General features: G+C 71.7%; 23 protein-coding genes. 9 read left to right on the forward strand and 14 right to left on the reverse strand.

Features of this window, described 5'->3' with window-relative positions; genetic code table 11:
* Both AC067M_RS13255 and AC067M_RS13260 read right to left on the reverse strand, forming a co-directional pair.
* A partial coding sequence (locus tag AC067M_RS13255) for a hypothetical protein (protein WP_478697117.1) occupies positions 1–1390 on the reverse strand: 1390 nt, incomplete at its 3' end.
* 84 nt (positions 1391–1474) lie between these two features.
* Positions 1475–2704 (reverse strand): exo-beta-N-acetylmuramidase NamZ family protein, encoded by a 1230-nt coding sequence (locus tag AC067M_RS13260; RefSeq protein WP_478697118.1) that lies wholly within the window; start codon positions 2702–2704, stop codon positions 1475–1477.
* Between the two features lie 192 nt (positions 2705–2896).
* On the opposite strand from AC067M_RS13260, the gene AC067M_RS13265 reads away from it, so the two are divergent.
* The 3 genes from AC067M_RS13265 to AC067M_RS13275 are packed head-to-tail and all read left to right on the forward strand — an operon-like array spanning position 2897 to position 5954.
* Entirely contained in the window at positions 2897–3661 is a 765-nt protein-coding gene (locus AC067M_RS13265) for an SDR family oxidoreductase (RefSeq protein ID WP_478697119.1), read from the forward strand.
* Positions 3610–5334, forward strand: coding sequence for a class I adenylate-forming enzyme family protein (locus AC067M_RS13270; protein ID WP_478697120.1), 1725 nt, complete (start codon positions 3610–3612; stop codon positions 5332–5334). The genes AC067M_RS13265 and AC067M_RS13270 overlap by 52 nt, the downstream gene beginning before the upstream one ends.
* A gap of 26 nt (positions 5335–5360) precedes the next feature.
* The gene (locus AC067M_RS13275) at positions 5361–5954 is read left to right on the forward strand and encodes a TetR/AcrR family transcriptional regulator (RefSeq protein WP_478697121.1); all 594 of its coding nucleotides are present in this window, start codon (positions 5361–5363) and stop codon (positions 5952–5954) included.
* 61 nt (positions 5955–6015) lie between these two features.
* On the opposite strand, the gene AC067M_RS13280 is transcribed toward AC067M_RS13275, so the two are convergent.
* From AC067M_RS13280 to AC067M_RS13290, 3 genes are all read right to left on the reverse strand, one after another.
* Complete coding sequence (locus tag AC067M_RS13280) at positions 6016–7239, reverse strand: acyl-CoA dehydrogenase family protein (protein WP_478697122.1); 1224 nt, start codon at positions 7237–7239, stop codon at positions 6016–6018.
* A gap of 6 nt (positions 7240–7245) precedes the next feature.
* Positions 7246–8268 (reverse strand): phosphotransferase family protein, encoded by a 1023-nt coding sequence (locus AC067M_RS13285; RefSeq protein ID WP_478697123.1) that lies wholly within the window; start codon positions 8266–8268, stop codon positions 7246–7248.
* Positions 8269–8454: 186 nt separating this feature from the next.
* Entirely contained in the window at positions 8455–8751 is a 297-nt protein-coding gene (locus tag AC067M_RS13290; RefSeq protein WP_478697124.1) for a hypothetical protein, read from the reverse strand.
* Positions 8752–8861: 110 nt separating this feature from the next.
* Here AC067M_RS13290 and AC067M_RS13295 point away from each other — a divergent pair, with 110 nt between their 5' ends.
* The gene (locus tag AC067M_RS13295) at positions 8862–9827 is read left to right on the forward strand and encodes an NADP-dependent oxidoreductase (protein WP_478697125.1); all 966 of its coding nucleotides are present in this window, start codon (positions 8862–8864) and stop codon (positions 9825–9827) included.
* Positions 9828–10091: 264 nt separating this feature from the next.
* Here the strand turns inward: AC067M_RS13295 and AC067M_RS13300 are convergent, their stop codons facing one another.
* The 4 genes from AC067M_RS13300 to AC067M_RS13315 form a co-directional block, all read right to left on the reverse strand.
* Positions 10092–10439: a DUF202 domain-containing protein gene (locus AC067M_RS13300; RefSeq protein WP_478697126.1), complete on the reverse strand. Its 348-nt coding sequence runs from the start codon at positions 10437–10439 to the stop codon at positions 10092–10094.
* Entirely contained in the window at positions 10436–10828 is a 393-nt protein-coding gene (locus AC067M_RS13305; protein ID WP_478697127.1) for a YidH family protein, read from the reverse strand. The genes AC067M_RS13300 and AC067M_RS13305 overlap by 4 nt, the downstream gene beginning before the upstream one ends.
* Before the next feature lie 102 nt (positions 10829–10930).
* Positions 10931–11446 (reverse strand): NUDIX hydrolase, encoded by a 516-nt coding sequence (locus AC067M_RS13310; RefSeq protein ID WP_478697128.1) that lies wholly within the window; start codon positions 11444–11446, stop codon positions 10931–10933.
* 750 nt (positions 11447–12196) lie between these two features.
* Positions 12197–13090, reverse strand: a complete 894-nt coding sequence (locus tag AC067M_RS13315) for a DMT family transporter (RefSeq protein ID WP_478697129.1) — start codon at positions 13088–13090, stop codon at positions 12197–12199.
* 444 nt (positions 13091–13534) lie between these two features.
* On the opposite strand from AC067M_RS13315, the gene AC067M_RS13320 reads away from it, so the two are divergent.
* From AC067M_RS13320 to AC067M_RS13335, 4 genes are all read left to right on the forward strand, one after another.
* Positions 13535–14485, forward strand: a complete 951-nt coding sequence (locus AC067M_RS13320) for a hypothetical protein (protein ID WP_478697130.1) — start codon at positions 13535–13537, stop codon at positions 14483–14485.
* Positions 14486–14538: 53 nt separating this feature from the next.
* Positions 14539–16077, forward strand: a complete 1539-nt coding sequence (locus tag AC067M_RS13325; protein WP_478697131.1) for an APC family permease — start codon at positions 14539–14541, stop codon at positions 16075–16077.
* Positions 16078–16177: 100 nt separating this feature from the next.
* Positions 16178–16903: a molybdopterin-dependent oxidoreductase gene (locus AC067M_RS13330; protein ID WP_478697132.1), complete on the forward strand. Its 726-nt coding sequence runs from the start codon at positions 16178–16180 to the stop codon at positions 16901–16903.
* Positions 16887–17510: a cytochrome b/b6 domain-containing protein gene (locus AC067M_RS13335; RefSeq protein ID WP_478697133.1), complete on the forward strand. Its 624-nt coding sequence runs from the start codon at positions 16887–16889 to the stop codon at positions 17508–17510. The genes AC067M_RS13330 and AC067M_RS13335 overlap by 17 nt, the downstream gene beginning before the upstream one ends.
* Before the next feature lie 24 nt (positions 17511–17534).
* Here the strand turns inward: AC067M_RS13335 and AC067M_RS13340 are convergent, their stop codons facing one another.
* Together AC067M_RS13340 and AC067M_RS13345 are read right to left on the reverse strand one after the other, a co-directional pair.
* Complete coding sequence (locus AC067M_RS13340) at positions 17535–18962, reverse strand: GntP family permease (RefSeq protein ID WP_478697134.1); 1428 nt, start codon at positions 18960–18962, stop codon at positions 17535–17537.
* A 38-nt stretch (positions 18963–19000) separates the two neighbouring features.
* Complete coding sequence (locus tag AC067M_RS13345; protein WP_478697135.1) at positions 19001–19519, reverse strand: gluconokinase; 519 nt, start codon at positions 19517–19519, stop codon at positions 19001–19003.
* A gap of 143 nt (positions 19520–19662) precedes the next feature.
* Here AC067M_RS13345 and AC067M_RS13350 point away from each other — a divergent pair, with 143 nt between their 5' ends.
* A complete protein-coding gene (locus tag AC067M_RS13350; RefSeq protein WP_478697136.1) occupies positions 19663–20364 on the forward strand; it encodes a FadR/GntR family transcriptional regulator in 702 nt (233 codons plus the stop codon).
* 5 nt (positions 20365–20369) lie between these two features.
* Here AC067M_RS13350 and AC067M_RS13355 read toward each other — a convergent pair whose 3' ends face one another.
* From AC067M_RS13355 to AC067M_RS13365, 3 genes are all read right to left on the reverse strand, one after another.
* Positions 20370–20747 (reverse strand): YchJ family protein, encoded by a 378-nt coding sequence (locus AC067M_RS13355; RefSeq protein WP_478697137.1) that lies wholly within the window; start codon positions 20745–20747, stop codon positions 20370–20372.
* A 60-nt stretch (positions 20748–20807) separates the two neighbouring features.
* Positions 20808–22133 (reverse strand): M1 family metallopeptidase, encoded by a 1326-nt coding sequence (locus AC067M_RS13360; RefSeq protein WP_478697138.1) that lies wholly within the window; start codon positions 22131–22133, stop codon positions 20808–20810.
* 74 nt (positions 22134–22207) lie between these two features.
* A complete protein-coding gene (locus AC067M_RS13365; protein ID WP_478697139.1) occupies positions 22208–26062 on the reverse strand; it encodes a Pls/PosA family non-ribosomal peptide synthetase in 3855 nt (1284 codons plus the stop codon).
* Between the last annotated feature and the right edge of the window lie 211 nt (positions 26063–26273).

Genomic DNA, 26273 nt, shown 5'->3' on the forward strand with positions numbered 1-26273 from the left:
CGCGTGGGGTTTCGCCGCCCCCCCCCCCCACGACCCCCACCCGGCCCCACCCCGCCCCCCCCCCCCCCCCCCCCCCCCCCCCCAGCACCAACTGCGCCAGCTCCTTGTGCACGATGTCGCTGTGCGCCCCGGCCGGCGGCCCGCCGCGCCGGACCACCGCGGCCGCGTCGACGTTCACACAGCCGGAGGTGGGCAGCGGCCCGCGCAGCGCGTCGGCGAGCTTCATCGCGTGCGTTCCCGGAACCGCCTGCACGCCGTCGAACCCCATCGCCCCCCACTTGGCGCCCAGCAGCTTCCCCACACCGAAGCTCTCGACCATGCCCGCCGCGTCACCCGCGACTCGCGAGGCCAGCGGATACAGCGTGCCGAGCGCCGAGTCGTGCGAGGAGTAGCAGCACACCAGAGGGCCGTCGACACGGTTGTGCTGGCCCTGCAGGACCCCGCCCGCGCGCGTGTCGTGCGGCAGACGCGCCGCGAACGCGTAGTGGGAGAAGGCCCCCTGGAGCAGCGTCACGGACTTCACCGTGCGCACCCCCTCGGGCAGCCCCCGCAGCGCGAACGACACCAGCCGCCCGCCGAAACTGTGCCCCACCAGATGCACCCGCACGTCCGGCGCGGCCTCGGCCAGCTGCCCGACCACTCGGCCGAGCCCCCGCTCACCGACCGTCCCCGCGCGCCGCTTCATGGCGTAGTACGTCCCCTGCCGCAGCAACTCGTGCGCGCCGTCCCACGGGTTGGGCAGTGCGAACCCCTCGGCGCCGGGCGGGGCCTGCGCGAGTGCCAGGGCGGCCGCGAACTCCTCGCAGGCCGCCGCCGTGCCGCCGGCGAACATCTCGGGCTCGTCCTGCGGCACCCCTTCGGCCAGCGTGTCGGCGGCGAACAGGGCCTGCGGCCCCGGCGGCACGACGTCGACCAGCAGCCGGACCAGCCGTCCGAACTCCTCCAGCTCGCCGTCCTCGCTCGGCTGCTGCTCCAGCATCCGCGCGATCTGCTCCACCACCGTCGCCCGGCCGGGGAACGTCTCCAGCAGCGCGTGCCGCGTGTCTTTGTCGAGCCCCGGACGCGACACGGCCTCCGCCACATCGGCCGCCGCGGTCCGCGGGAAGTCCGGGACGGGCTCGTCGGAGAACCGCATCGACGGCCATACGACGCCCACGTATCCCATCTCGGCGTCCGGGGCCAGCTCCGGGAACGGCGCGAAGAAGCGGCTGTAGAGCCGGGTCGCGATCGAGCGGTCGTTGTTCCAGCCGTGCGAGAAGACGACCAGGTCGCGCACACCGCTCGTCGGCACCTCCGCCAGCAGCCGGTCGCGCTGCCGGCCCTGCACGTCCCCGTCCGCGTCGAAGGTCAGCTCCCAGTAGGGAGTCACACTCATCGCCGGATCCGCCATGACAGGCCCCTTCCGTCCCCCGTCGCCGTGCGCGATGTGGGCGCATCGTCCTGCCAACGGGTGGAATTGGCCATACGTCACGGCTCATCCGTACAAGAGGCACTCCTGGCGCAACCGCCGGAACGCCCCGAGCTCCCGCCGCCAGCCCGCGACCACCTCGTCCACGCCCGCGCCCGCGTCGATCGCGGTGCGCACCCAGGAGGAGCCGGTGAGCTTGTCGATCCAGTTGTCGGGCCGCCAGGCGAAGCCGCTCCAGACCTGCTTGGCGGTCACCAGGAGCGCGATCCCGGTGCGTACGGGGTCGAACGTGTCCCGGTCGTGCACATGGATCTGCAGGCCGCCGACGGTCTTGCCCTGGAACTTGGAGAAGGTGGGCGCGAAGTAGGCCTCCCGGAAGCGGACGCCTCTCAGCCCGGCCTCGTTCGCGGCGGCCGCCCAGCGCGCGTCGATGCCCTCCGCGCCGAGCAGTTCGAAGGGGCGGGTGGTGCCCCTGCCCTCGGACAGGTTCGTTCCCTCGAAGAGGCACGTGCCGGAGTAGACCAAGGCCGTCTCGGGTGTCGGCATGTTGGGGCTCGGCGGGACCCAGGGCAGGCCGGCGGCGTCGAACCAGTCGGAACGCTTCCAGCCGGTCATCGTCACGGTGTCCAGCGGGACCGGTCTGGTCAGGAACTCCGCGTTGAAGAGTCGGGCGAGTTCCGCGACCGTCATGCCGTGTGCCTGTGAGATCGGCTGCCTGCCGACGAAGGAGGCGAACTCCCTGTGCAGTACGGGGCCCAGAGCCGCTCGCCCGGTCACCGGGTTCGGGCGGTCGAGGACGACGAACCGTTTCCCTGCGAGCTGGGCCGCCTCCATGCAGTCGTAGAGGGTCCAGATGTACGTGTAGAAGCGTGCGCCCACGTCTTGGATGTCGAAGACGACGGTGTCGACGCCGGACGCGGTGAAGATGTCGGCGAGGGGTTGGCCGCTCTTCTGATACGTGTCGTAGACGGGCAGGCCGGTGGCCGGGTCGTCGTAGCGGCCTTCGGAGCCGCCTGCTTGGGCGGTGCCGCGGAAGCCGTGTTCGGGGCCGTAGACGGCCACTACGTTCACTCGGGTGTCGGCGTGCATGACGTCGACGATGTGGTGGGCGTCGCGGGTGATGCCGGTGGGGTTGGTGACGATTCCTACGCGGGCGTTGTGCAGGAGGGTGTAGCCGTCCTTTTCGAGGCGCTCGAAGCCGGTGCGGAAGCGGCGGGTGCTTGCGGCTTCCGCCGGGACTGCGGATGACGCCACGATGGCCGGGGTTGCGAGCAGGCTTCGTCTGGAGAGCTGCATGTGGGCACGGTAGGTGCTTCCGCCTGTTGTGGGGAGGGTGCGGGTTGTTCGTGGCTTGTCGCGCCCCGCGGCGGAGCCGCATATGGATACGGTCGCGCCCCTTGAGGGCGCGACCGTTGCCCCTTCCCTGCAACATACCGACCGGTTAGTCTGGCGTCGCGGGGAGTCGGAGCCGTGTGTCGAAGGGGACCGATGGTGGAAGCCGTGCAGGGTGCGGGAGTGGTTGTCACCGGGGCAGGGGGTGGCATTGGAGCCGCTCTGGCTCGGCGTTTTGCCGCTGAAGGGGCACGGGTCGTTGTCAATGACCTTGATGCCGAGCGGGCCGGAGCCGTCGCCGACGAGATCGGCGGGATCGCCGTGCCCGGGGACGCCTCCGCGATCGTCGGTGAGGCACGCGACGCCCTCGGTGGTGCCGTCGACGTGTACTGCGCGAACGCCGGGGTTGCCTCAGGTGGCTCGGAGGCGGCCGGGGAGGCGGTGTGGGCGCTCGCCTGGGACGTCAACGTCATGGCGCATGTCCGGGCGGCCGAGGCGCTGCTTCCGGGCTGGCTGGAGCGCGGCAGCGGGCGGTTCGTGTCCACCGTTTCCGCGGCCGGGTTGCTGACCATGATCGGGGCGGCGCCCTACAGCGTCACCAAGCACGGCGCGTACGCCTTCGCCGAGTGGCTGTCGTTGACGTACCGGCACCGGGGGATCAAGGTCCACGCGATCTGTCCGCAGGGTGTCCGGACCGACATGCTGGCGGCCACCGGCAGCGCGGGTGACCTGGTGCTCCAGCCGACCGCGATCGAGCCGGAGGCCGTCGCGGACGCCCTGTTCGAGGGGATCGAGGAGGACCGCTTCCTGATCCTGCCGCACCCCGAGGTCGCCGCGTACTACCAGGCCCGGGCGGCCACTCCCGACCGATGGCTGAGCAACATGAACCACATCCAGCAGAAGTGGGAGACCGAGCGGTGACCTCGTCGACCTCGTCCCCGTACGCGACCAAGCCCTGGCTGGGGCTCCTCAACGAGGCCCAGCGCGCGCCCATCGACCCCGCGGACTCCCTTGTGCACGCGCTGCGCCGGTCGGCCGCCGAGGTTCCGGACCGCACCTTCCTCGCCTACTTCGACGGCCGGCTCACGTACCGCGAGGTCGACGAGCTGAGCGACTCCGTCGCCGGGCATCTCGTGGCCCGTGGTCTGCAGCGCGGTGACCGGGTGGCCGTGCTGCTGCAGAACTCGCCGCAGTTCGTGCTCGCCCTGCTCGGTGCCTGGAAGGCCGGCGCGATCGTCGTGCCCGTCAACCCGATGTACAAGGCGGGGGAGGTCACCCACGTCCTGCGGGACGGTGAGGTGACCGCGCTGGTGTGTTCCGACCGCGCGTGGGAGTCGTATCTGCGGGAGGCGGCCGTGGGCTCGCCCGTACGGATCGTGCTCACGGCTTGTGAGTTGGATTTCCAAACGCGTAACGACGCGCGCGTGCTCACCTTCGAGCGGGTGCCGGAGGTCCCCGACGCCGACGATCTGACGGCCGTCGCCCGCGCGGGGCACCGCGCGCCGGAGGGGCGTGCCCTGTTCGCCTCGGACGTGGCGCTGATCAGCTACACCTCGGGTACGAGCGGCACCCCCAAGGGGGCCACCAACACGCACGGCAACATCATGTACAACGCCGAACGGCAGCGGACCGGCCTGAACCTGCCCGACGCGCCCGTCTACTACGCGTTGGCGCCGCTGTTCCACATCACCGGGATGGTCTGCCAGCTGGGCGCCTGCCTCAACAGCGCGGGCACGCTCGTGCTGACGTACCGCTTCGAGGCGGGTGTCGTCCTCGACGCCTTCGCCGAGCAGCGGCCGCACTACACCGTCGGGCCCTCCACCGCCTTCATGGCGCTGGCCGCTCATCCGGACGTCACGCGGGACCACTTCTCCTCCTTCGTGAACATCTCCTCCGGCGGCGCCCCGCTGCCGCCCGCGCTGGTGGAGAAGTTCCGGGCGGGCTTCGGGCCGTACATCCGCAACGGCTACGGGCTGACCGAGTGCAGCGCGCCCTGCGCGTCCGTCCCGCCCCAGCGGGAGGCGCCCGTCGACCCGGCCTCGGGGACCCTCGCGGTGGGCGCGCCCTGCGCCGACGGGGTCGTGCGCATCGTCGACGACCAGGGCGAGGAGGTGCCCCTCGGCGAGCAGGGCGAGATCGTCGTCAGCGGTCCGCAGGTGGTGCCCGGGTACTGGCGGCGTCCCGAGGCGACCGCGGAGACCTTCCCCGGCGGGGAGCTGCGCACCGGCGACATCGGGTTCATGGACCCGGAGGGCTGGCTGTACGTCGTCGACCGCAAGAAGGACATGATCAACGCATCCGGCTTCAAGGTCTGGCCGCGCGAGGTCGAGGACGTCCTGTACACCCATCCGGCGGTACGCGAGGCGGCCGTCGTCGGGGTGGCCGACGGGTACCGAGGGGAGACCGTCAAGGCGTACATCAGCCTGCGTCCGGGCGCCGATACGGATCCCGATACGCTCGCTGCCTACTGCAAGGACAAACTGGCAGCCTACAAATACCCGCGGCAGGTGGAGATCCTGCCCGACTTGCCGAAGACGGCAAGTGGGAAGATCCTCCGTCGGGAACTGCGTTCCCGCACCGACGACGGCCGGTAGGCATCACGGAAAGGAAGGTGGCGGCAGTGCCCAGGACGACGGACGGAGAGGGAACTCCCGTCCCGCAGCGGCTCCTCGCCGCCGCCACCCGGCTCTTCGCCGAGCGGGGATACGACCGCACCTCGGTGCAGGAGATCGTCGAGGCGGCCGGTGTCACCAAGGGGGCGCTGTACCACTACTTCGGCTCCAAGGACGACCTCCTGCACGAGGTGTACGCGCGTGTGCTGCGCGTGCAGCAGGAGAGACTCGACGCCTTCGCGGACGCCGACGAGCCGATCGAGAAGCGTCTGCGGGGCGCGGCGGCCGACGTCGTCGTCACGACGATCGACAACCTCGACGACGCGATGATCTTCTTCCGCTCGATGCACCATCTGAGCCCGGAGAAGAACAAGCAGGTACGCGCGGAGCGCCGGCGCTACCACGAACGCTTCCGCGCGCTCGTCGAGGAGGGCCAGGAGGCCGGCGTCTTCTCGAAGGCGACACCGGCGGACCTGGTGGTGGACTACCACTTCGGCTCGGTCCACCACCTGTCGACCTGGTACCGCCCCGACGGGCCGATGACCCCCCAGGAGGTCGCCGACCACCTGGCGGACCTGCTGCTGAGGGCCCTGCGTCCCTGAGCCCGTACGAACCCGTGTGTAAGGGGCGGTCACCCATGGCGACCGCCCCTTACACATCACCTCACAGGTACTTCTTCAGCTCCCGGCGTGCCAGCGAGCGCTGGTGGACCTCGTCCGGGCCGTCGGCGATCATCAGCGTCCGCGCGCCCGCGTACAGCTCGGCCAGCGGGAAGTCCTGGCTCAAGCCACCGGCGCCGTGCAGCTGGATCGCCCGGTCGATGATGTCGACGACCGCGCGGGGCGTGGCGATCTTGATGGACTGGATCTCGGTGTGGGCGCCCTTGTTCCCGACCGTGTCCATCAGCCAGGCCGTCTTCAGCACCAGCAGCCGCAGCTGCTCGACCGTCACCCGCGCGTCCGCGATCCAGTTGTGGACCACGCCCTGCTGGGCCAGCGCCTTGCCGAAGGCCGTGCGGGAGGCGGCCCTGCGGCACATCAGCTCGATCGCCCGCTCCGCCATGCCGATCAGCCGCATGCAGTGGTGGATACGGCCGGGACCGAGCCGGGCCTGCGCGATGGCGAAGCCGCCGCCCTCCTCGCCGATCAGGTTCGACACCGGCACACGTGCGTGGTCGAAGATCACCTCGGCGTGGCCACCGTGGTAGTGGTCCTCGTAGCCGAAGACCTGCATCGCGCGCTTGACGGTGACGCCCGGCGTGTCGCGGGGGACCAGGATCATGGACTGCTGACGGCGGATGTCGTCGCCGTCCGGGTCGGTCTTGCCCATCACGATGAAGATCTTGCAGTCCGGGTTCATCGCCCCGGAGATGTACCACTTGCGGCCCGTGATGACGTACTCGTCTGTGCCATCGGAGGCTCGCTCGATGTACGTGGTGATGTTCGTGGCGTCGGAGGAGGCCACCTCCGGCTCGGTCATCGCGAACGCCGAGCGGATCTCACCGGCGAGCAGCGGCTCCAGCCACTGCTTCTTCTGCTGCTCGTCGCCGAACTGCGAGAGCACCTCCATGTTGCCGGTGTCCGGCGCGGCGCAGTTCGTCACGGTGGGCGCGAGCTGCGGGGAGCGGCCGGTGATCTCGGCGAGCGGCGCGTACTGGAGGTTCGTCAGCCCGGCGCCGTACTCCGCGTCGGGCAGGAAGAGGTTCCACAGGCCCTGGCGGCGCGCCTCGGCCTTCAGCTCCTCGACCACTGCCGGGGTGTCCCAGGGCGATGCCAGCAGGGCGCGCTGCTCGTTCGCGACCTCTTCGGCGGGGTACACGTACTCGTCCATGAAGGCGAGCAGCTTGGCGCGCAGTTCCTCGGTGCGCGCGTCGAACGCGAAGTCCATGGCCGGTCAGCCTTCCTGAAGAGTGGTCAGTCCGTGCTCGATGAAGACGGGGACGAGGTCGCCGATGCGGTCGAAGCCGCGGCCGACCGTCTGGCCCAGGGTGTAGCGGTAGTGGATGCCCTCCAGGATCACGGCGAGCTTGAACCAGGCGAACGCCGTGTACCAGGAGACCGCGGAGACGTCGCGCCCCGAACGCGCGGCGTACCGTTCGATCAGTTCGGCGGGCGCTGGATGTCCGGGGGCCTCGGCGGTGGTGGAGACCGGGGACGCGGGCGCGCCGAGCGGGATGCTGTACATCACCAGCAGGCCCAGGTCGGTCAGCGGGTCGCCGAGCGTCGACATCTCCCAGTCGAGGATCGCCCTGATCCTGTCCTCTTCGTCGATCAGGACGTTGTCGAGCCGGTAGTCGCCGTGCACGACGGCCGGGGCGGGAGAGCTGGGCAGCTGTCGGCCGAGCGCCGCGTGCAGCTCGTCGACGCCCGCGAGTTCGCGGCTGCGGGAGGCGTCCAGCTGCTTGCCCCAGCGGCGCAGCTGGCGGTCCAGGAAGCCCTCGGGGCGGCCGAAGTCCGCCAGGCCCACCTCGGCGGGGTCGACGGCGTGCAGGTCGACGAGCGTGTCGACGAGCGACAGCACCGCCCCGCGCGTGCGCTCGGGGCCGAGTGGGGCGAGCTGGTCGGCCGTGCGGTACGGCGTGCCCGGCACGAATTCCATCACGTAGAAGGGCGCCCCGAGCACCTCGTCGTCCTCGCACAGCAGCACTGGGCGCGGCACCGGCACCTTCGTCGGGTGCAGGGCGCTGATCACGCGGTGCTCGCGCTTCATGTCGTGCGCCGTGGCCAGGACATGGCCGAGCGGGGGCCGTCGCACGACCCACCTCGAGGTGCCGTCCGAGACCTCGTACGTCAGGTTCGACCGTCCGCCCTCGATCAGCCGACCGGTGAGGGGGCCCTGCGCCAGGCCGGGCCGCTCCCGGTCGAGCAGGCCGCGCAGCCGGTCGAGATCGAGTCCGGGCGGGTGGTCGGGGCTCATGCGTCGCTCCTACGGGCGAGTGAACGGAACGGGACCCGACTTATGATGCCGACCGGTCGGTATGTCGTCCAGTGCGCGAGCCGAACGTGACCTGAGCCACGATAGGCCGACGGCTCCCCGCGCGGTACGGCGGGGAGCCGTCAGGTCTGTCGGTGACCCGTGTCGGATCCGTGCTCGGTCCGGGGCTCAGTGGTCGTCCCAGTGCCCGTCGTGCTCGGCGTGCCGGTGGCCGTCGTGGAGGTAGTCGACGTGGTCGCCGTGGTCCACGCGTGCGTGACCGCAGTCCTCGCCGTGCCGGTGGGCGTGGTCCTCGTGGGCGGTGTGCCCGGAGGGTTCGCACTCGTCCCAGTGGCCGCCGTGCTCGCGGTGGAGGTGGCCGTCGTGCGCGTAGTCGACGTGGTCGCCGTGCGGGACTTCGGTGTGGCCGCAGTCAGGGCCGTGGGTGTGCGCGTGGGAGGTGTGTTCCTGGTGCAGGGTCGTCATGGGCTCACCTTCGAGGTGGTCGTACTGGCGACGGACAGGCTGCCACAAAAAAGGTGTATATCGGGGTATTCGGCTTGCGTGCCGTTCGAGTACCCCGGAGGGTCGATGCCATGAAGGCGATCAGCTACAGCCGGTACGGCGGACCAGAGGTGCTGGAGTACGGGGAGGTCCGTGACCCGAAGGTCGGGCCCGACGCCGTGCTCGTGAAGGTACGGGCCGCCGCGGTCAACCCCGTCGACTGGAAGTGCCGCGAAGGTTATCTGGACGGCATGTTCGAACCGGTCTTCCCGGTGGTCCCCGGGTGGGACGTCTCGGGGGTCGTCGTGCGGCCGGGGGTCTCCGTCACGGAGTTCGCGCCCGGAGACGAGGTGATCGGCTACGTCCGCGAGGACTTCCTCTCCCGCGGCACCTTCGCCGAGTACGTGGCCGCCCCCGTACGCACCCTCGCCCGCAAGCCGCGCAGCCTCTCCTTCGAGGAGGCGGCCGGTCTGCCACTCGTGGGGCTCACCGCGTACCAGGTGCTGGTCAAAGCCCTCCAGGTGAAGCGGGGCGAGACCGTCCTGATCCACGCGGCGGCCGGTGGGGTCGGCTCGATCGCCGTGCAGATCGCCCGCCATCTGGGCGCCCGGGTGATCGGTACGGCGAGCGAGGGCAACCACGCCTTCGTACGCGCCCGGGGCGGCGAGCCCGTGACCTACGGCGCCGGTCTGACCGACCGGGTGCGGGGGCTGGCCCCCGAGGGCGTGGACGTCGTCTTCGACACGGTCGGCGGCGACGCCCTGCGTGCCTCGGTGAACCTCCTGGCCGCCGAGGGACGCCTCGCGTCGATCGCCGACCCGGACGTCTTCGACTACGGCGGCCGCTACTGCTGGGTGCGCCCCGACGCGGAGGATCTGCACCGGCTGGCCGGCCTGGCGGAACAGGGCGTGGTGTCGGTGCATGTGTCGGACACGTTCCCGCTGGAGCGGGCGGCGGAGGCGCACCGGCTCAACGAGGAAGGGCGCACGCGGGGGAAGATCGTGGTGACGGTGGAGTGGGAGGCGGAGGACGAGCAGGCGGGCGCCACGGGGTACTAGCCCCGACAGGCAACGTTCGCCCCGTCGCGACGCCCGGCACGCATTCTCGCCGCACCGGCCGAAAGCCCAAGTACATCCAGTACGAGGGCTTCCGGCCGGCACGCCGAGAGCACACACAGGACGCCGCTCCTTGACGGGCAAACGTTGCCTGCCGGGGCGCTAGCCAGGGGGCGCCCGGTGCTCCCAGGGTCTTTCGTTTGGATCAGGCCGGATCAGGGCGCGGTGCCGGGGCCCGCGAGCCCGGCATGATCCAAACGAGAGGCCCTAGATGACCAGCGCTGCCGCGCACACGGCCAGCGCCACCGTGCACGCGACCGCCGCCGTGGCCTTGCGGGGGGTGAGGGCCGGTGGGCGGGCCGTCGTGGTGAGGATGCGGATGCGGCCGTGGGCGACGAGCAGGAAGCCGAGCCACAGGACGCAGCACAGGGCGCAGGCCGTGACTCCCGCGGCCGTCGCCCCGCCGTGCAGTGCGGTCTTCACGGCCAGGACCGCGGCGACGGTGCTCGACAGGGTCGTACGCCGCCATGCGAGCCGGGTGCGCTCCGGCTGGAGCCCGGGATCGCGCTCGTCGCTCACCTCGGATCGCGGCTCGTGGTCCGACCCGCCGCTCATCCGTCCCACCCGACAAGTACGACGAGGACCATCGCCACGGCGACCACCGCGACGACCAGGCTGAGCAGGGCCGGGAACCGGGACACCGGCAAGTCCTCGCCACGGCGCATCGCCCGCTCGCAGCGCATCCAGTGGTTCACCGCGCGCAGCGAACACAGCACACCGGCCGCCAGCAGGGCGAGTGCGAGCCCCACGCGCCAGCCCCAGCGCAGGTCGGGCAGGAACTGGTCCACGGCGAAACCTCCGCCGATAAGAGCCATCGCGGTGCGCAGCCAGGCGAGGAAAGTGCGCTCGTTGGCCAGGGAGAACCGGTAGTCGGGGGTGTGGCCCTCCTCGCGGACACGCTGCGGGGCGAACCACAGCCGGACGTTCCGTACGAACTCGATCACCCGAAGGACCCTACCGGGGACAGGGGAGGGCGTTGTCAGTGCCGCCCGCTACGGTTCGGCGCATGGTGACCCCCACGTCACTGGCCCGGTCGGCCGCTCCGGTCAGCCCGCCGACCGGTAGGCCTTCAGCCGGTCGTACGCCGCCAGCCCGTCCGGGACCCACGTCCAGTCGGCCAAGCGGCGCTCGACCTCCTCCTCCGGCAGGAAGTCGTGCCAGGCGACCTCCTCGACCTGGGGGTGTACGGGCAGGTCGCAGCGGACCTCGTAGACGGCCGACCACCAGGACTGGCCGACGCCGTTGTCGTAGAGGAACTTGAACAGGAAGTCGGGCCGGGGCAGACCGCTCACGCCGAGTTCCTCCTCGGCCTCACGCAGGGCCGCGTCGTCGTAGTCCTCGCCCGCGCCCACGACCCCGCCCACGAACATGTCGTACAGGGAGGGGAAGACCAGCTTGGTCGGGGTGCGACGGTGCACGAAGATCCGCCCCTCGGCATCCCGCGCCTGGATGAACACACACCGATGCCGCAACCCACGCGCATACGCCTCCCCTCGCGGGGCCTGCCCGACCACCCGGTCGCCCTCATCAACGATGTCGAGGATCTCGTCAGCAGCACTCATGGGCCCATCCAAGCAGGGCCCTCCGGGGGTTCGGTGAGGTTGGGCACCGGGGTTCCGCTCGGTCTGCTCCCTCCGAGCTGGTGGCGCGCCGGGTCGGGCGGTGTGACGGATGACCGCTCAGGCAGGGCTTCTCCGGGGTGGTGCCGGGCTCGGCGAGGTTGAGCGGCGGGGGTCAGTTCCGGCGGGCCACTCCGGGGCGGTGGCGGGCTGGGCGGGGGCGGGTGGCAGGCCTTGGAACGGGGCGGCGCAGGCCGGGCGCCGGCGTCAGCTCGCTTAGGCCCCTCGGCGAGGGCGTGCCGGCCGGGCTCAGCGGCGGGTGGCAGCTCGCGTAGACCCCTCCCGGGGAGTGCTGGGGGTGGCGGGGTTTTGTTTGGCGGGGGGAAGCTCCGGCGCCGTCCGGGCGGCGCCAAGCCGGGGGCGGCGTCCGCTCGGTCCGGCTCCCTGGGGACGCGTTGGGCGGGGCCGGGCGGTGGGCGGCAGGCCCGCCGGGCCCCGCCGGTGCGGTGGCGGCCTGGGCGGGGTTGGTGGGTGCCGGCACTGGAACGGGCGGCGTCAGGCCGGGCGACCGCGTCAGTTCGGTTCGCCCCCCGGGAGGCTGGACCGCCGGGCAGGGCGGGGTGGCGGGGGGGGGGGCAGCTAGGGGAGACGACCCCAGGGCAGCTCGGGGAGACGCCCCCTACGGGGGTGCCGGCGGGCCGGGCGGGGCCTGTCCGAGGAGCGGTGCCCTGCCGGGCCGGCGGACGGGAGGTCTCAGCTTGGCTGGAGGTCTCGGACGCGTTCCGGCTTGGGGGTGCCGGTGGGCATGGCCGGGTGGCAGCCGAGGAGGATGATGCCGATGACGACCGCGGCGAGGCCGGTTGCCTCCCAGGCGAGGGCGCCGGGGTCGGTGTGGAGGCGGTCGCCGAGGAAGCCGACTCCGCAGGCGATGCCGGCCAGGGGCTGGGCCGCGGTGAGGGCGGGGAGCGACATGCGCAGGGTGCCGGTCTCGAAGGCGCTCTGGACCAGGACCAGGCCGGTGACGCCCAGCGCCAGCACGGCGTACGGCTGCCAGCTGGTCATCAGCTCGGCGAAGCCGCCCGCGGCGAACCGCTCGCCGCTGACCCGGGTCAGCGCGTCCTGGAGGCCGTAGAGCAGCCCGGCCGCCAGGGCCAGCAGTACCGGGGCGTAGCCCAGCCGTGAGCGCTTGGCGCCGGCCGTGAGCAGCAGAGCGAGGCCCACCATCACTCCGATGATCAGCCAGTGCCGCATCGGATCGCTGATCGCGGTGCCGCCGCGCGGCTGGCCGGCCACGATGAACACGGTCACCCCGCCCGCGAGCAGCCCCAGGCCCGCCCAGCCCTGTCGGCCCAGAGGCTGCTTGGTCTGCCGGCGGGAGAGCGTGAGGGCGAAGAGCAGGTTCGTGGCGAGCAGCGGTTCCACCAGGGAGACCTCGCCCTGCCCGAGCGCGACCGCGCCCAGCGCCATACCGGCCACCATCAGCCCGATACCGCCCAGCCACCGCGGCACCCGCATCAGGTCCAGCAGCAGCCGGAAGGAGAGGAAGTCGCCGAGTGGCGCCTTTTGTGCCGCATTCTGCTGCAACACGAAGCCGAAGCCCAGGCAGACCGCGGCTCCCATCGCGAGAACCAGAACAAGAACCGACACGCTGCGTACCTCGATGATCTTCCGCCGGCCACGGGGTGCGTATGTGCGTAAGGGGCCGACTCTACCGTTTTCGGGGGATTGGATGCCTGGAGCGCCCGAAATCGTGCTTCCAGGAGTACCCGTGACAGGGCGACTGCTTCGGTCGCGAGGCCCGGCGGATCGGCGGTGACCAGGAGGGGCGGCGGCGCGGCCGTTCCACCCATGGTGCGATGCCGGACGCGGCCTCGCCATGGCGTACGCCACACCGATGGCCGCCGCACCCCCTCCCACCTGGCGACCCGCCGGTCGGACCGACCACAACTCCCCGTGGGGCATGGCCGGTTGGCATATGTCATGTGCTCGCCATTCTTGACGGAAAGCATTGGCTGGGGGTTTGCTGACCGTGATCGGCTAATGGCGGGTCGACATAGAACGCGTCGCGCGATGAACGTGAGGAAGTCAGCGGTGCCCCCACTCCCGCTACCTCTCGGCCGCGGCCGCAAGCGCGCGGCCCAGGCCTTCGACGCGGCGCTCGACGACACCGAACTCCGCGAGGCCCGTACCGCCCTCACCCAGGGCCGCTGGCAGGCCGCCCGCACCCTGCTCGCCCGCACCGGCGACGACTGGGACCACCGCGGACACCGCGTCGTCGTCCTCGCCGAGGAGCCGTACAGCGCCGCCTGGGCCCGCGACTGGCTGGTCGCCGAGCCCGACTCCGCCGACGCCTCCGTCCTGCTCGCCCTGGCCCTGGTGTGCCGCGCCCTGCGCGGCAAGGAGAAGCAGGCCCGGGCCCGTGAGGCCTGCCACGCCGCCGCCGCGCTCGCGCCCGCCGACCCCACCCCCTGGCTCGGCCTGCTCCTGCTGGAGCGTGCTCAGGGCGGCGAAGAAGAGGTTGTCCGGCTCTTCGACGAGGTACGCCTGCGCCACGCCGACCACCACCACGCCCACCACCTCGTCGTCTCCCGCCTCGCCGAGCGCCGCGCCGACGCCGGCCCGGACCCGCTGCACGAGGTGTACGACTTCGCCGCCTGGGCCGCCGAGCAGGCCCCCGCCGACTCGCCGCTGGCGATCCTGCCGGTCGTCGCCCACGCAGAGCGCTACCGCGTCCTGGCCGCCGCCGGGTTCGAGCCCGCCGAGCCGTCTCGCTCCGAGCACTGGCACGGACGCCGGGCCCGCCTGGTGATGAAGGCCGCCTTCGACTGGTGGCTGGAGTGGGAGCACGACGGCCACCCGCGCCGCCTCGTCGACCTCAACTACCTCGCCCACGCCAAGGTCCTCGAGGGCCGCGGCGCCGAGGCCGCCGCCCTCTTCCACCGCATCGGCGCCCATGCCACCCCGGCGCCCTGGTCGTACCCCGACCGCGATCCGTACACCGCCTTCCGTGCCGCCCGCGCCGCCGCGCTCGGCACGGCGTAACACCGACCCGACGCCAGACCCCGACGCCAGACCCCCGAAAGGAACGGCCCTCGATGACCACGGGCAGTTCGAGCACGAGCAGACCCACCGAGAACACCATCAGCACCTTCAAGGGGCAGGAACGCGCCCTGCGCGCCGACCGCCTCGGTACGGGGGGCCTGCTGCTCTCCGTCCTTGCCGCCACCGGTCCGATCATGGTCGTCGCGGGTGTCATGCCCACCACATTTGCGGTGATGGGCATCGTCGGACAGCCCCTCCTCTTCGTCGTCCTCGGCGCGGTCCTCGTCCTCTTCGGCGTCGGATACGCCGAGATGAGCCGGCACGTCCACAACGCCGGCGCCTTCTACGCCTACGTCTCCCGCGGTCTCGGCGGCACCGCCGGCGCGGGCGCCGCCCTGCTCGCGCTCGTCGCCTACAGCGCGCTCCAGGTGGGCATCTACGGCATCTTCGGCTTCGAGGTCTCCGGGCTGTTCACCACCTACGCCGACGTTGAGATCGCCTGGTGGATCCCGGCGCTCGTCGCGGCCCTCGTCGTCGGCACGCTCAGCCGGCTGAAGATCGACGTCAACGCGCGCGTGCTCGGCGTGCTGCTGGTCATCGAGGTGGCGCTCGTCGTCATCTTCGACCTCGCCGCCGTGGCCGACCCGGCGAAGGAGGGCCTGTCCCTGCACGCCTTCAACCCCGACACCCTCACCGGCGCCGGCGTCGGCACCGCCCTGTGCTTCTGCATCGCGGCCTTCACCGGCTTCGAGCAGGCCCCCGTGTACGCGGAGGAGACCAGCCGGCCGCACGTCCTCGTCCCGCGCGTCATGTTCCTCGCCGTCGCGGGCGTCGCCGTCTTCTTCGCGGTCAGCAGCTGGGCCCTCACCGTCGCCGCGGGCCCCTCGCAGATCGTCGGAGCCGCGCAGAAGGAGAGTGCGAACCTGCTGTTCTCCCTGACCGAGTCCCGCCTCGGCGCCACCTTCACCGACGTCCTGCACGTCCTCTTCGTCACCGGCATGTTCGCGGCCCTGCTCAGCTTCCACAACGTCGTCGCCCGGTACGCCTTCGCCATGGGCCGCGAGGGACTGCTGCCGCGCGCCTTCGGACAGACCACAGGCACGAGCGGTGCGCCCGGCACCGGCTCGCTGCTCCAGACGGCCGTCTCCGTGGTGGTCATCGGCGCGTTCGCCGTCGCCGACGACAAGCCGGTCGGCGACCCCACCGCGCCCGTGCTCCAGCTGTTCACCTGGTGCGGCAACGTGGGCGCGCTCGGCGTGATCCTGCTGATGGCGGCCGCCTCGGTCTCGGTCATCGTCTTCTTCGCCCGGCGCGGTGCCGCGGCCGCCCAGGCCTGGCGTCTGGTCACCTCGGCGCTGGCGGCCGTCGCCCTGCTCGTGATCGCCGGCTACACGGTCAAGGACCTCGACGTCCTCGTCGGCGCGGGCCCCGGCTCCGCCCTGACCTGGGTCCTGCCCGGCATCATCGCCCTCGCCCTGGTCGCCGGGCTCGTCCAGGGCCTGGTCCTGCGCTCCCGCGCACCCGAGGCACACGCCCGTATCGGCCTGGGCAACGAGGCGTTCCAGCTGGAGAAGGCGGCGACGGTGTCGTAAGCAGTCGCTGACACAGGTCGTCGTAAGAAGTCGTTACGGAAGTCTGACGAGCACCCGCGATCCCTGGTCCCATCGGGCTCGCGGGTGTTCGAATGAGTACGTGAACTCCGAACAACCCGAGGAGCGGGGCACGCCGGTCGGCCGCCGCATCTTCCTCGGCACCCTCGGCCTGGGTGTCTTCGGTGTGGCCACCGCGCCCACCCTGCAACGCGGCCTGGAGGCGTTCCTCGGCAGCGCCGCCGACAAGGACCCCACCGGCCTCACCGGACTGCTCCCCAACGGCGGCGGCTTCCGCTACTACTCCGTCACCGCCTCGGTGCCGCACAAGAGCGCCGACAGCTACCGCCTCAAGGTCGACGGACTGGTCGACCACCCGACGACGTACACCCTGGCCGACCTGAAGGCGCTGCCCCAGACCCGGATGGTCAAGGACGTCCAGTGCGTCACCGGCTGGCGGGTACCCGAGACACCCTTCGAAGGCGTACGACTGTCCGTCCTCCTCGACGCGGCCGGGGTACGCGCGAAGGCCGGCGCCGTGCGCTTCACCTGCTTCGACGGCGCCTACAGCGAGAGCCTCACCCTCGCCCAGGCCCGCCGCGCCGACGTCCTGGTCGCCCTGCGCATGCAGGACAAGGACCTGGGCCACGACCACGGCGGCCCCGTCCGCCTCTATGTGGCGCCCATGTACTTCTACAAGTCCGCCAAGTGGCTCTCCGGCATCACCGTCACCGAGGACGTGCGCCCCGGCTACTGGGAGGAGCGCGGCTACGACGTAGACGCCTGGGTGGGCCGCTCGAACGGACGCGACGATGACCCTACGAGCTGACGTCCCGCCCGCCGCCACGAAAATCCACCGCTTCGGCCCGGCCCAGCGGTGGGTGCACCGCGGCACAGCCTTGCTGATGGGCGTGTGCGTGGTGACGGCGGCCTTCCTCTACGTCCCCGAGCTCGCCCAGCTCGTCGGCCGCCGCGAGCTGGTGGTCCGCGTCCACGAGTGGGCCGGGCTCGCCCTGCCCGTACCGCTTCTGGCGGGCCTGGCCTCCCGTGCCCTGCGCGGTGACCTGCGTCTGCTGAACCGCTTCGGCCCGCACGACCGCGTCTGGCTGCGCGCCGTGCTGCACCGCGACCGGCGGCGGGAGTCGCGTCCGGCGGGCAAGTTCAACGCGGGTCAGAAGATCTACGCGGCCTGGATCACCGGGGCCACGCTCGTGATGCTCGGCACCGGCCTGATCATGTGGTTCACCCACCTCACCCCGTTGATGTGGCGCACGAGCGCCACCTTCGTCCACGACTGGCTCGCCCTGACCATCGGCATCGTCCTCGCCGGCCACATCGGCATGGCACTGGCCGACCCCGAGGCACGCCGGGGCATGCGCACGGGGTCGGTGAGCGAGGAGTGGGCGGACCGGGAGCATCCGCTGTGGCGCCGGTGAACCGCTACGACTCCTTGTCTAGAACTAGAGGATCAGCGACAGGAGCAGCACCAGGCCGCCCGCGACCACGGAGATGATCGTCTCCATGACCGACCAGGTCTTGATGTTCTGGCCGACGCTCAGGCCGAAGTACTCCTTCACCAGCCAGAACCCGGCGTCGTTGACATGGCTGAAGAAGAGGGAGCCGGCGCCGATGGCCAGGACGAGCAGGGCCGTGTGGGTCGTCGACATGTCGGCGGCCAGCGGAGCGACCAGGCCGGCCGCCGAGATCGTCGCCACGGTCGCCGAACCGGTCGCGAGCCGGATCGCCACCGCGATCAGCCATGCCAGCAGGAGGGCCGGGATCGACCAGTCCTTGGAGATGTCCAGGACCATCCGGCCCACACCGCAGTCGATCAGAGTCTGCTTGAAGCCGCCACCCGCGCCGACGATGAGGAGGATGCCCGCGATCGGCGCGAGGCCCTTCTCGACGAGTCGGGAGACGTGCTCCCTGTTGAAGCCCGCGGGCCGGCCCAGCGTGAAGATGCCGACGAGTACCGCGGCGAGCAGGGCGATCAGCGGGGAACCCACGACGTCGAAGACGCGCTGCACGCTGTTCGCGGGGTCGTCCACGACGATGTCGACCAGCGCCTTGGACAGCATCAGGACGACGGGCAGCAGGATGGTGGCGAGCGTGGCGCCGAAGCCGGGGCGCTTCTCCAGGTCCTTCGAGGGGCGCTCGGCGGGGGTCTGGGGGGAACCCCCGGTTGCACTCAGCATGCGGTCGGGGGCCGGGACGTCCACCCAGCGGGCCGCGAACCGGGAGAACACCGGCCCCGCTATGACCACCGTCGGAATGGCGACGAGCACGCCCAGCGCCAGCGTCACGCCCAGGTCGGCGCCGACCGCGTCGATCGCGACCAGCGGACCCGGGTGCGGCGGAACGAGCCCGTGCATCACGGACAGACCGGCGAGCGCCGGAATACCGATCCGCATCAGCGAGTAGTTGCCCCGCTTGGCGACCATCAGCACCACGGGTATCAGCAGCACGACGCCGACCTCGAAGAACAGCGGCAGCCCGATCACCGAGGCGATCAGCACCATCGCCCACGGCATCGACCGGCCGCCCGCCCTCGCGAGGATCGTGTCGACGATCTGGTCGGCGCCGCCGGAGTCGGCGAGCAGCTTGCCGAGGATCGCGCCCAGCGCGATCAGGACGCCGACGCCCGCGACGGTGGAGCCCAGGCCCGTGGTGAAGCTGGCGATGGCCTTGTCGAGCGGCGCCCCGGCGAACGCGCCCAGCGCGAGTGAGCCGATGGTCAGCGCCAAGAAGGCGTGGAGCTTGAACTTGGTGATCAGCAGGACGATGACGGCGATGCCCGCCAGCACGGCTATGCCCAGCTGGGCGTGGCCGGCCGAGGTGATCGGCTCGACGGGGTCCGCTGCCAGCATCTCGACACTGAGTCTGGTCACGGGGGTTCCAATGCAGGTGTGGGGTGGGGAGAAGGGGGTTACTGCGGAGCGTCGGGAAGGTCGTCGAGCGCCCGCGCGGCCCGGTCGGCGATCTCCTCGGGACCGCCGGCGACGCTCACCGCGACACCGGCCTCGTCCGCGCCGAGCGGCTGGAGCGTGGCGAACTGGGAGTCCAGCAGCGCCGTCGGCATGAAGTGACCCTGCCGGTGCGCCATACGGTCCGTGATCAGCTCTCGGTCACCCGAGAGATGCACGAACACGACGCCGGGTGCCGCCGCCCTGAGCCGGTCGCGGTAGGACCGCTTCAGCGCCGAGCAGCTGACCACTCCGCCGAGCCCGGCCCGGCCGTGCGCCCAGGCGCCGATGGCGTCCAGCCAAGGCCACCTGTCGTCGTCGTCGAGCGGGGTGCCGGCCGACATCTTGGCGATGTTGGCCTCCGGGTGGAAGTCGTCGCCCTCGGCGTACGGGACGCCCAGCCGGGCGGCGAGCAACGGACCGATCGTGGTCTTGCCCGTGCCGGCCACGCCCATCACCACGACGACGTGCGGGGTACGCATCACTGCCTCGCTGTCTCCCTCGACATCACGACGCCGACCTTCTGACGTCGCCACACTGAAACCTATTAGGTATGACGAATTCAAGAGTCTGTGCCAAATAAGTCTGACTTTTTGGTTCGTGACGCGCCGCGTACGCTGTGTGCATGAGCACACCGGGCCGGGGGCTGCACGGCCATGTACTTGACTCCCTCGGCCCCGCGATCACCGCGGGCGACTACCCGCCGGGCAGCGTGCTGCGCACCGACGAACTGGCCGAGCGCTTCGAGGTGTCACGCTCCGTGATGCGTGAGGCGGTACGTGTGCTGGAGACCATGCATCTGGTCGAGTCCCGCCGCAGGGTCGGCGTGACGGTGCGGCCCAAGGCCGAGTGGAACGTCTACGATCCCCAGGTCATCCGCTGGCGACTGGCGGGCGCCGACCGCCCGCACCAGCTGCGCTCGCTCACCGTCCTGCGCTCCGCGATCGAGCCGGTGGCGGCCGGCCTGGCCGCCAAGAACGCCACGCCGGAGCAGTGTGCCGAACTCACCGAGTGCGCGCTCGGCATGGTGGCCGACTCGCGCGGCCACCGGCTCGATGGGTACCTCGTCCACGACATCGCCTTCCACCGGGTGATTCTCACCGCCTCAGGCAACGAGATGTTCGCCCGCCTCGGGGACGTCGTCGCCGAGGTCCTCGCCGGTCGCACCCATCACGAGGTCATGTTCGAGGACCCCGACCCGGCCGCCGTCACCCTGCATGTCCAGGTCGCGGAGGCGGTCCGGTCCGGCGACGGGGTGCGCGCGGAGGAGCTGACCCGGGAGATCGCGGTGGGCGCGCTGCGTGAGCTGGACATCCTGGCGCCGTAACACCGTCAGTCCAGGAAATCCCCGTCGACGTACACCCACGCGCCGTCGACCCGCTCGAACCGGCTGCGCTCGTGCAGCGTGCCGCCCCGGAACGAGGCGCGGAAGGTCACCGTCCCGGTCGTGTGGAACGCCGTGCCGTCCGCCGTGTCGAGGATCTCCAGGCCCGTCCACCGCATCCCGGGGTCGAAGTCGACCCCGGCCGGGCGGGTTCGCGGATGCCAGGTCCGCAGCAGGTATGCCTCGTCCCCTTTCGAGAAGGCGCTGTAGCGGGAGCGCATGAGCGCCTCGGCGGTCGGCGCCGCGGCCTCACCCCGGTGGAATCGGCCACAGCACGTTTCGTAGGTCTCGGTGAGACCGCAAGGGCAGGGAGTACGTCGGGACATGCCCTCATTCTGCTGTACCCCACTCCTGAGCCCCGACGGCCCACCGCCGTAGACCCACGCCTACGCCGTGGGCAGCGGCGGCAGCGCCGTCCCGTACAGCCACGCATCGAACAGCTCGTCCAGCGGCTCGGATGCGAAGCGGGCCACGTGCGCGGTGAACGTCGCCGTGGTCACGGAACCGCCCCGGTGCAGGCCGACCCAGGCGCGCAGCATACGGAAGAAGGCGTCGTCGCCCATCGCGCAGCGCACCGCGTGCACGGTGAGCCCGCCCCGCTCGTAGAGGCGGTCGTCGAACATCGACTTCCGCCCGGGATCGGCGAGTTGGAGATCCTGCGGCAGCGACGACAGCAACCGGTGTGCGGCGGCCGCGAGTTGCTGTGCGCTGCGGCCGCCTGAACGCTCCGACCACAGCCACTCCGCGTACTTGGCGAACCCCTCGTTCAGCCAGATGTGCCGCCAGTCCGCGATGGACACGCTGTTGCCGAACCACTGGTGCGCCAGCTCGTGCGCCACCAGCCGCTCCGAACCCCGCGCCCCGTCCACGTGGTTGGCGCCGAACAGCGACAACCCCTGTGCCTCGACGGGCACATCGAGGTCTTCCTCCGTCACGACGACCGCGTACTCGTCGAACGGGTACGGCCCGAAGAGCTGCTGGAAGAGGTGCATCATCCCGGGCTGGCGCGCGAAGTCCCGTGAGAACTCCGGCAACAGGTGCGCCGGAATGTGCCCGTGCTGCGGCACACCGCCCAGCCCCGGGTCGCCCAGCAGCACCGTCTGGTACTTGCCGATCGACAGCCCGACCAGATAGCTGGACGTCGGCGCGGACTGCTCGTACACCCAGGTCGTCGTCGACGCCTTCGTCGTACGGGTCAGCAGGCGCCCGCCCGCCACCACCGCGTACGCCGAGGGCGTCGTGATCGAGATCTGGTAGGACGCCTTGTCGGCGGGCCGGTCGTTGCACGGATACCACGAGGGCGCCCCGACCGGCTGGCTCGCCACCAGCGCCCCGTCGCCCAGCTCCTCCCAGCCGATCCCGCCCCAGGGGCTGTTGACCGGCTTGGGGTTGCCCGACCAGTGCACCTCCACGGTGAAGGCAGCCCCGGACCGGACCGGCTTGGCGGGCCGGACGCGCAGCCTGCCGCCCCGGTGGGTGTAGTGCGCCTGCTTACCGTCGACGCGGACCCGGCCGATCTTGAAGTCGGCCAGGTTGAGCTGGAACTCGTTGAGCGGCGACCGCCCCGCTATGGCATTGATCCGCGCCGCCCCCGACAACCGGTTCGGGCCGGGCCGGTAGTCCAGCGTGAGTTCATAGCGGTGCACCCGGTACCGGGGATCGCCGTTGCCCGGGAAGTACGGGTCCGGACCGCCTGCCTGCTGAACTGCCACTGCCGCGTCTGCTCCCTGCGCTGTGCTGCCACTCCATGCCGGTGCACCGCCCGCCGGCTCCGAGCGGCCCGCGCTCACGGACGCCATGCCTCGATCGGGTTGCCGAGCCAGCGGGTGTCGTCGGGAACGGACTCCGCGGCCATGACGAGCGACGCGGGACCCAGTGTCGTACGGGCCCCCACCGTGCTGCCGGGCAGCACGATGCCGCCAGGACCCAGCGTCGCGCCCTCACGGAGGACCACATTATCCGTTCGCAAGATCCGGTCGTGGAAGAGGTGGGTCTGGAGCACACAGCCCCGGTTCACCGTCGCCGCGTCCTCCAGCGTCACCAGGTCCGTCTCCGGCAGCCAGTAGCTCTCCACCCAGACACCCCGGCCGATCCGCGCCCCGAGCCCGCGCAGCCACGCCGTCATCACCGGCGTCCCCGGCACCGCACCGGCCAGCCACGGCACCGCCAGCACCTCGACGAAGGTGTCCGCCAGCTCGTTGCGCCACACGAATCCGCTCCACAGCGGATGCTCACCCGCGTGATGCCGGCCCACGAGCAGCCACTTCGCGACGACGGACACCAGCCCGGCCACGCCGCCCGCCACGAGCAGCACCAGCCCCGACAGCAGTGGCGCCCAGACACCCAGCACGCACAGCGCCGCCACCGTCAGCACGGCCAGCGCCGCCGAGCAGAACACCGGAACCAGCCGGCACAGCTCCACCAGCCCGCGCGCCCACAGCAGCCGCGCGGGCGGGTCGTACGTCCGGCTGCCGTCACCGTCGGAGGCGTTCCGCGGCAGCCTGACCGGCGGCAGGCCCAGATACGAACTGCCCTTCTTCGCCTTCTTCGGCGTCGCCGACAGCACCCCCACAAGCCCGCCGTCCGGCACGGACCGTCCCGGCGCGGTCATCCCCGAGTTGCCGAGGAACGCCCGCCGCCCGATCTCCGCACGCCCGATCCGAACCCAGCCACCACCGAGCTCGTACGGCGCGGTCAACGTGTCGTCGGCCAGGAAGGCGCCCTCGCCCACCGTGGTCAGGCTCGGCAGCGCGAGCACGGTCGACACCTCCGCGCCCTTGCCGATCCGCATCCCGAGCAGCCGCAGCCACACCGGTGTCACCAGCCCCGCGTACAGCGGGAACAGCGTCTCCCGCGAGCGGTCCATCAACTGCGTGACCGTCCACGCCTGCCAGCCGGTCCTGCTGTGCGTGGGATACGTCCCCTCGCGCAGCCCCAGGCTCAGCAGCCGTACGGCGACCAGAAGCAGCACCGCGTATGCCAGCCCGTAGGCGAGCGTCGCCGGCACCAGCGCGAGAGCGGCGCCCCGCAGCGGAGCGTCCGGAGTGATGAACAGGTGCGCGACGGCGAATGCCGCGCCGCCCGCCACCACCGGCAGCAGCGTCAGTGCGAACCCGGTCACGCCGTAGACCGCCCGCCAGTACCTGCCCCGCGCCGGCCGCTCCTTCGGCCAGTTGCGCTTGGCCTTGCCCAGCTTGACCGCGGGCGCGCCCGCCCAGCGCTGCCCCGTGGGGATCTGCCGGGTGACCGCCGAACCCGGCGCCACCTCGGCGCGCTTGCCGACACGGGCGCCCGGGAACAGCGAACTGCGCGTGCCGACGACGGCGTGCGCGCCGACCTTGACCGGCCCGATCTCCAGGTGGTCACCGTCCAGCCAGTACCCGGACAGGTCCACCTCGGACTCGACGGCCGCGCCGCGGCCCAGCTTGAGCATCCCGGTGACCGGCGGCAGTGAGTGCAGGTCCACGTCCGGCCCGACCCTGGCGCCCAGCGCCCGCGCGTACCGCTCCAGCCAGGATCCGGTGAGCGAGGTCGCCCCGGTGAACTCGACCAGCCGCTCGGCCGCCCACAGCCGCAGATGCACGCTGCCGCCCCGGGCGTACGTGCCCGGTCGCACCCCCCTCAGCAGCAGCCGCGCCCCGCCCGCGGCGAGCGCGAGCCGCCCCGGCGGACTGAAGAAGAGGACAGCCCCGACGACGACGAGCCACCAGGGAGCCGTCGGCAGCCAGGAGTAGGCCGGCAGGAGGTTGCCGACCGCGGCGAGCGCCACCGTCCAGCGCAGCCCGAGCAGCGTGAACAGCGGGACGAGCAGCAGGAGCTGGATCGCCTGGGCGCGCCGCGGCACCGGCACGACCACGCGCGCGGCACCGTCGTCCTGCGCGGACTCCTCGAGGCGGCGGGCCAGCTTGCGCAGGGTCGGCCGCTGGTAGATGTCGAGGACGGCGGCGCTCGGGTAGCGGGTGCGCAGCCGGGTGGTGAGCTGGGCGGCGGCCAGGCTGCTGCCGCCGATGGCGAAGAAGTCGTCCTGAGCGCTGGTGACCAGGATGCCGAGGACCTCCGTCCACTGCTCGGCCAGCCACGCCTCGGTGCCGTAGAGCTGCTCGGCCGGTCCGCCGGCCTCCAGGCCCTCCAGCGGCCAAGGCAGCGCGTTGCGGTCCACCTTGCCGCTCGTCCGCGTCGGCAGGTCGTCCACCGGCGCGAGCAGCGGGACCAGGGCGGCGGGCAGTTCGGCGCGCAGCCGCTCGACGGCCGCCGCGTGGTCCCAGCCGTCCTGGGTGACGACATAGCCGACGAGGAGCTGGTTGCCGCTGCGGGCGGTCCGCACGGCGGCGGCAGCCCCGGCCACACCGGGCAGCGCCTGCAGGGCCGCGTCCACCTCGCCCAGCTCGATGCGCCGCCCGCCGAGCTTGATCTGCTCGTCGGCCCGCCCGAGGAACACGAGTCCCTCGGCGTCGGCCCGTACGAGGTCACCGCTGCGGTACGCCCGCTCCCAGCCCAGTGACTCCAGGGGCGCGTACTTCTCCGCGTCCTTCTCGGCGTCGAGGTACCGGGCGAGCCCCACACCACCGATCACCAGTTGCCCACTGCCGCCCATCGGCACCGGCTCCCCGGCCTCGTCGACGACCGCCAGCTCCCAGCCGTCCAGCGGCAGCCCGATCCGGATCGGCTCCTCACCGGTCATCAGAGCCGCACAGGCCACCACGGTCGCCTCGGTCGGCCCGTAGGTGTTCCAGACCTCGCGCCCCTCCGTCACCAGCCGCTGCGCCAGCTCGGGCGGGCACGCCTCGCCACCGAAGATCAGCAGCCGTACGTCGTTGAGAGCCTCCGGCTCCCACAGCGCGGCCAGCGTCGGCACGGTCGAGACGACGGTGATCTCCTGCTCGACCAGCCACGGCCCGAGATCGGCACCGCTGCGGACCTGCGAGCGCGGCACCGGCACCAGACAGGCCCCGTACCGCCACGCCAGCCACATCTCCTCGCAGGAGGCGTCGAACGCGACCGACAGACCCGCCATGACCCGGTCGCCGGGCCCGATCGGATCCTCGGTCAGGAACAGCGCCGCCTCGGCGTCCACGAAGGCGGCCGCGCTGCGGTGGCTCACGGCGACGCCCTTCGGCTTGCCGGTGGAGCCGGAGGTGAAGATCACCCACGCGTCGTGCTCGGTGCCGGGCCGCGCGGCGGGCACGTCGGACACGCCGTGCACGGCGATCTCGTGGCCCTTCCCGACGACGGCCCGCACGTCCGCCTCCCCGAAGACCAACTCGGCCCGCTCGTCGGGGTCCTCGGCGTCCACGGGCACATAGGCGGCGCCGGCGGCCAGCACGGCGAGAATCGCCACGTACAGGTCGTTCGTCCCGGACGGGACCCGGACACCCACCCGGTCGCCCAGCCCGACGCCCGCGGCGGCCAGCCGGCGCCGCAGCCGGTCCACCTGGATGGCGAGCCCGCGGTAGGTGAGACGGCTCGTACCGTCGTCGAGGGCGAGTTCGTCCGGGTACGACCGCACCGACGCCTCGAAGACGTCGACCAGCGTGCGGGGAGAGGCCGCCGGCCCTCCGGAGAAACGTGCCCTGTCGCCGAACCGTTCGCGGATCTCTTCGTCGAGCAGGCCGAGGGCACTGCCCTCGTGTATGGCTGCCATCGGTCCTCGCGTCTCGATCCCGGAAGCCTCCGGGGCGCCGGCGGGCCCGCAGGTCTGCCTGGGGTTGTCCGGTCCAGCCTCGTAACAAGCCGGAAATTTTAGTACGACGCTGGGCTCGCCCTTTTCTGTCGGCCACTCGGAACGGCTGTTCGGGGGTGTTCCGGGGAGCTCGGGGGAGGGATCGGGCGGTGCTGACCTGCGCGATCTTCGA

The organism is Streptomyces sp. NPDC043427, assembly GCF_056436655.1.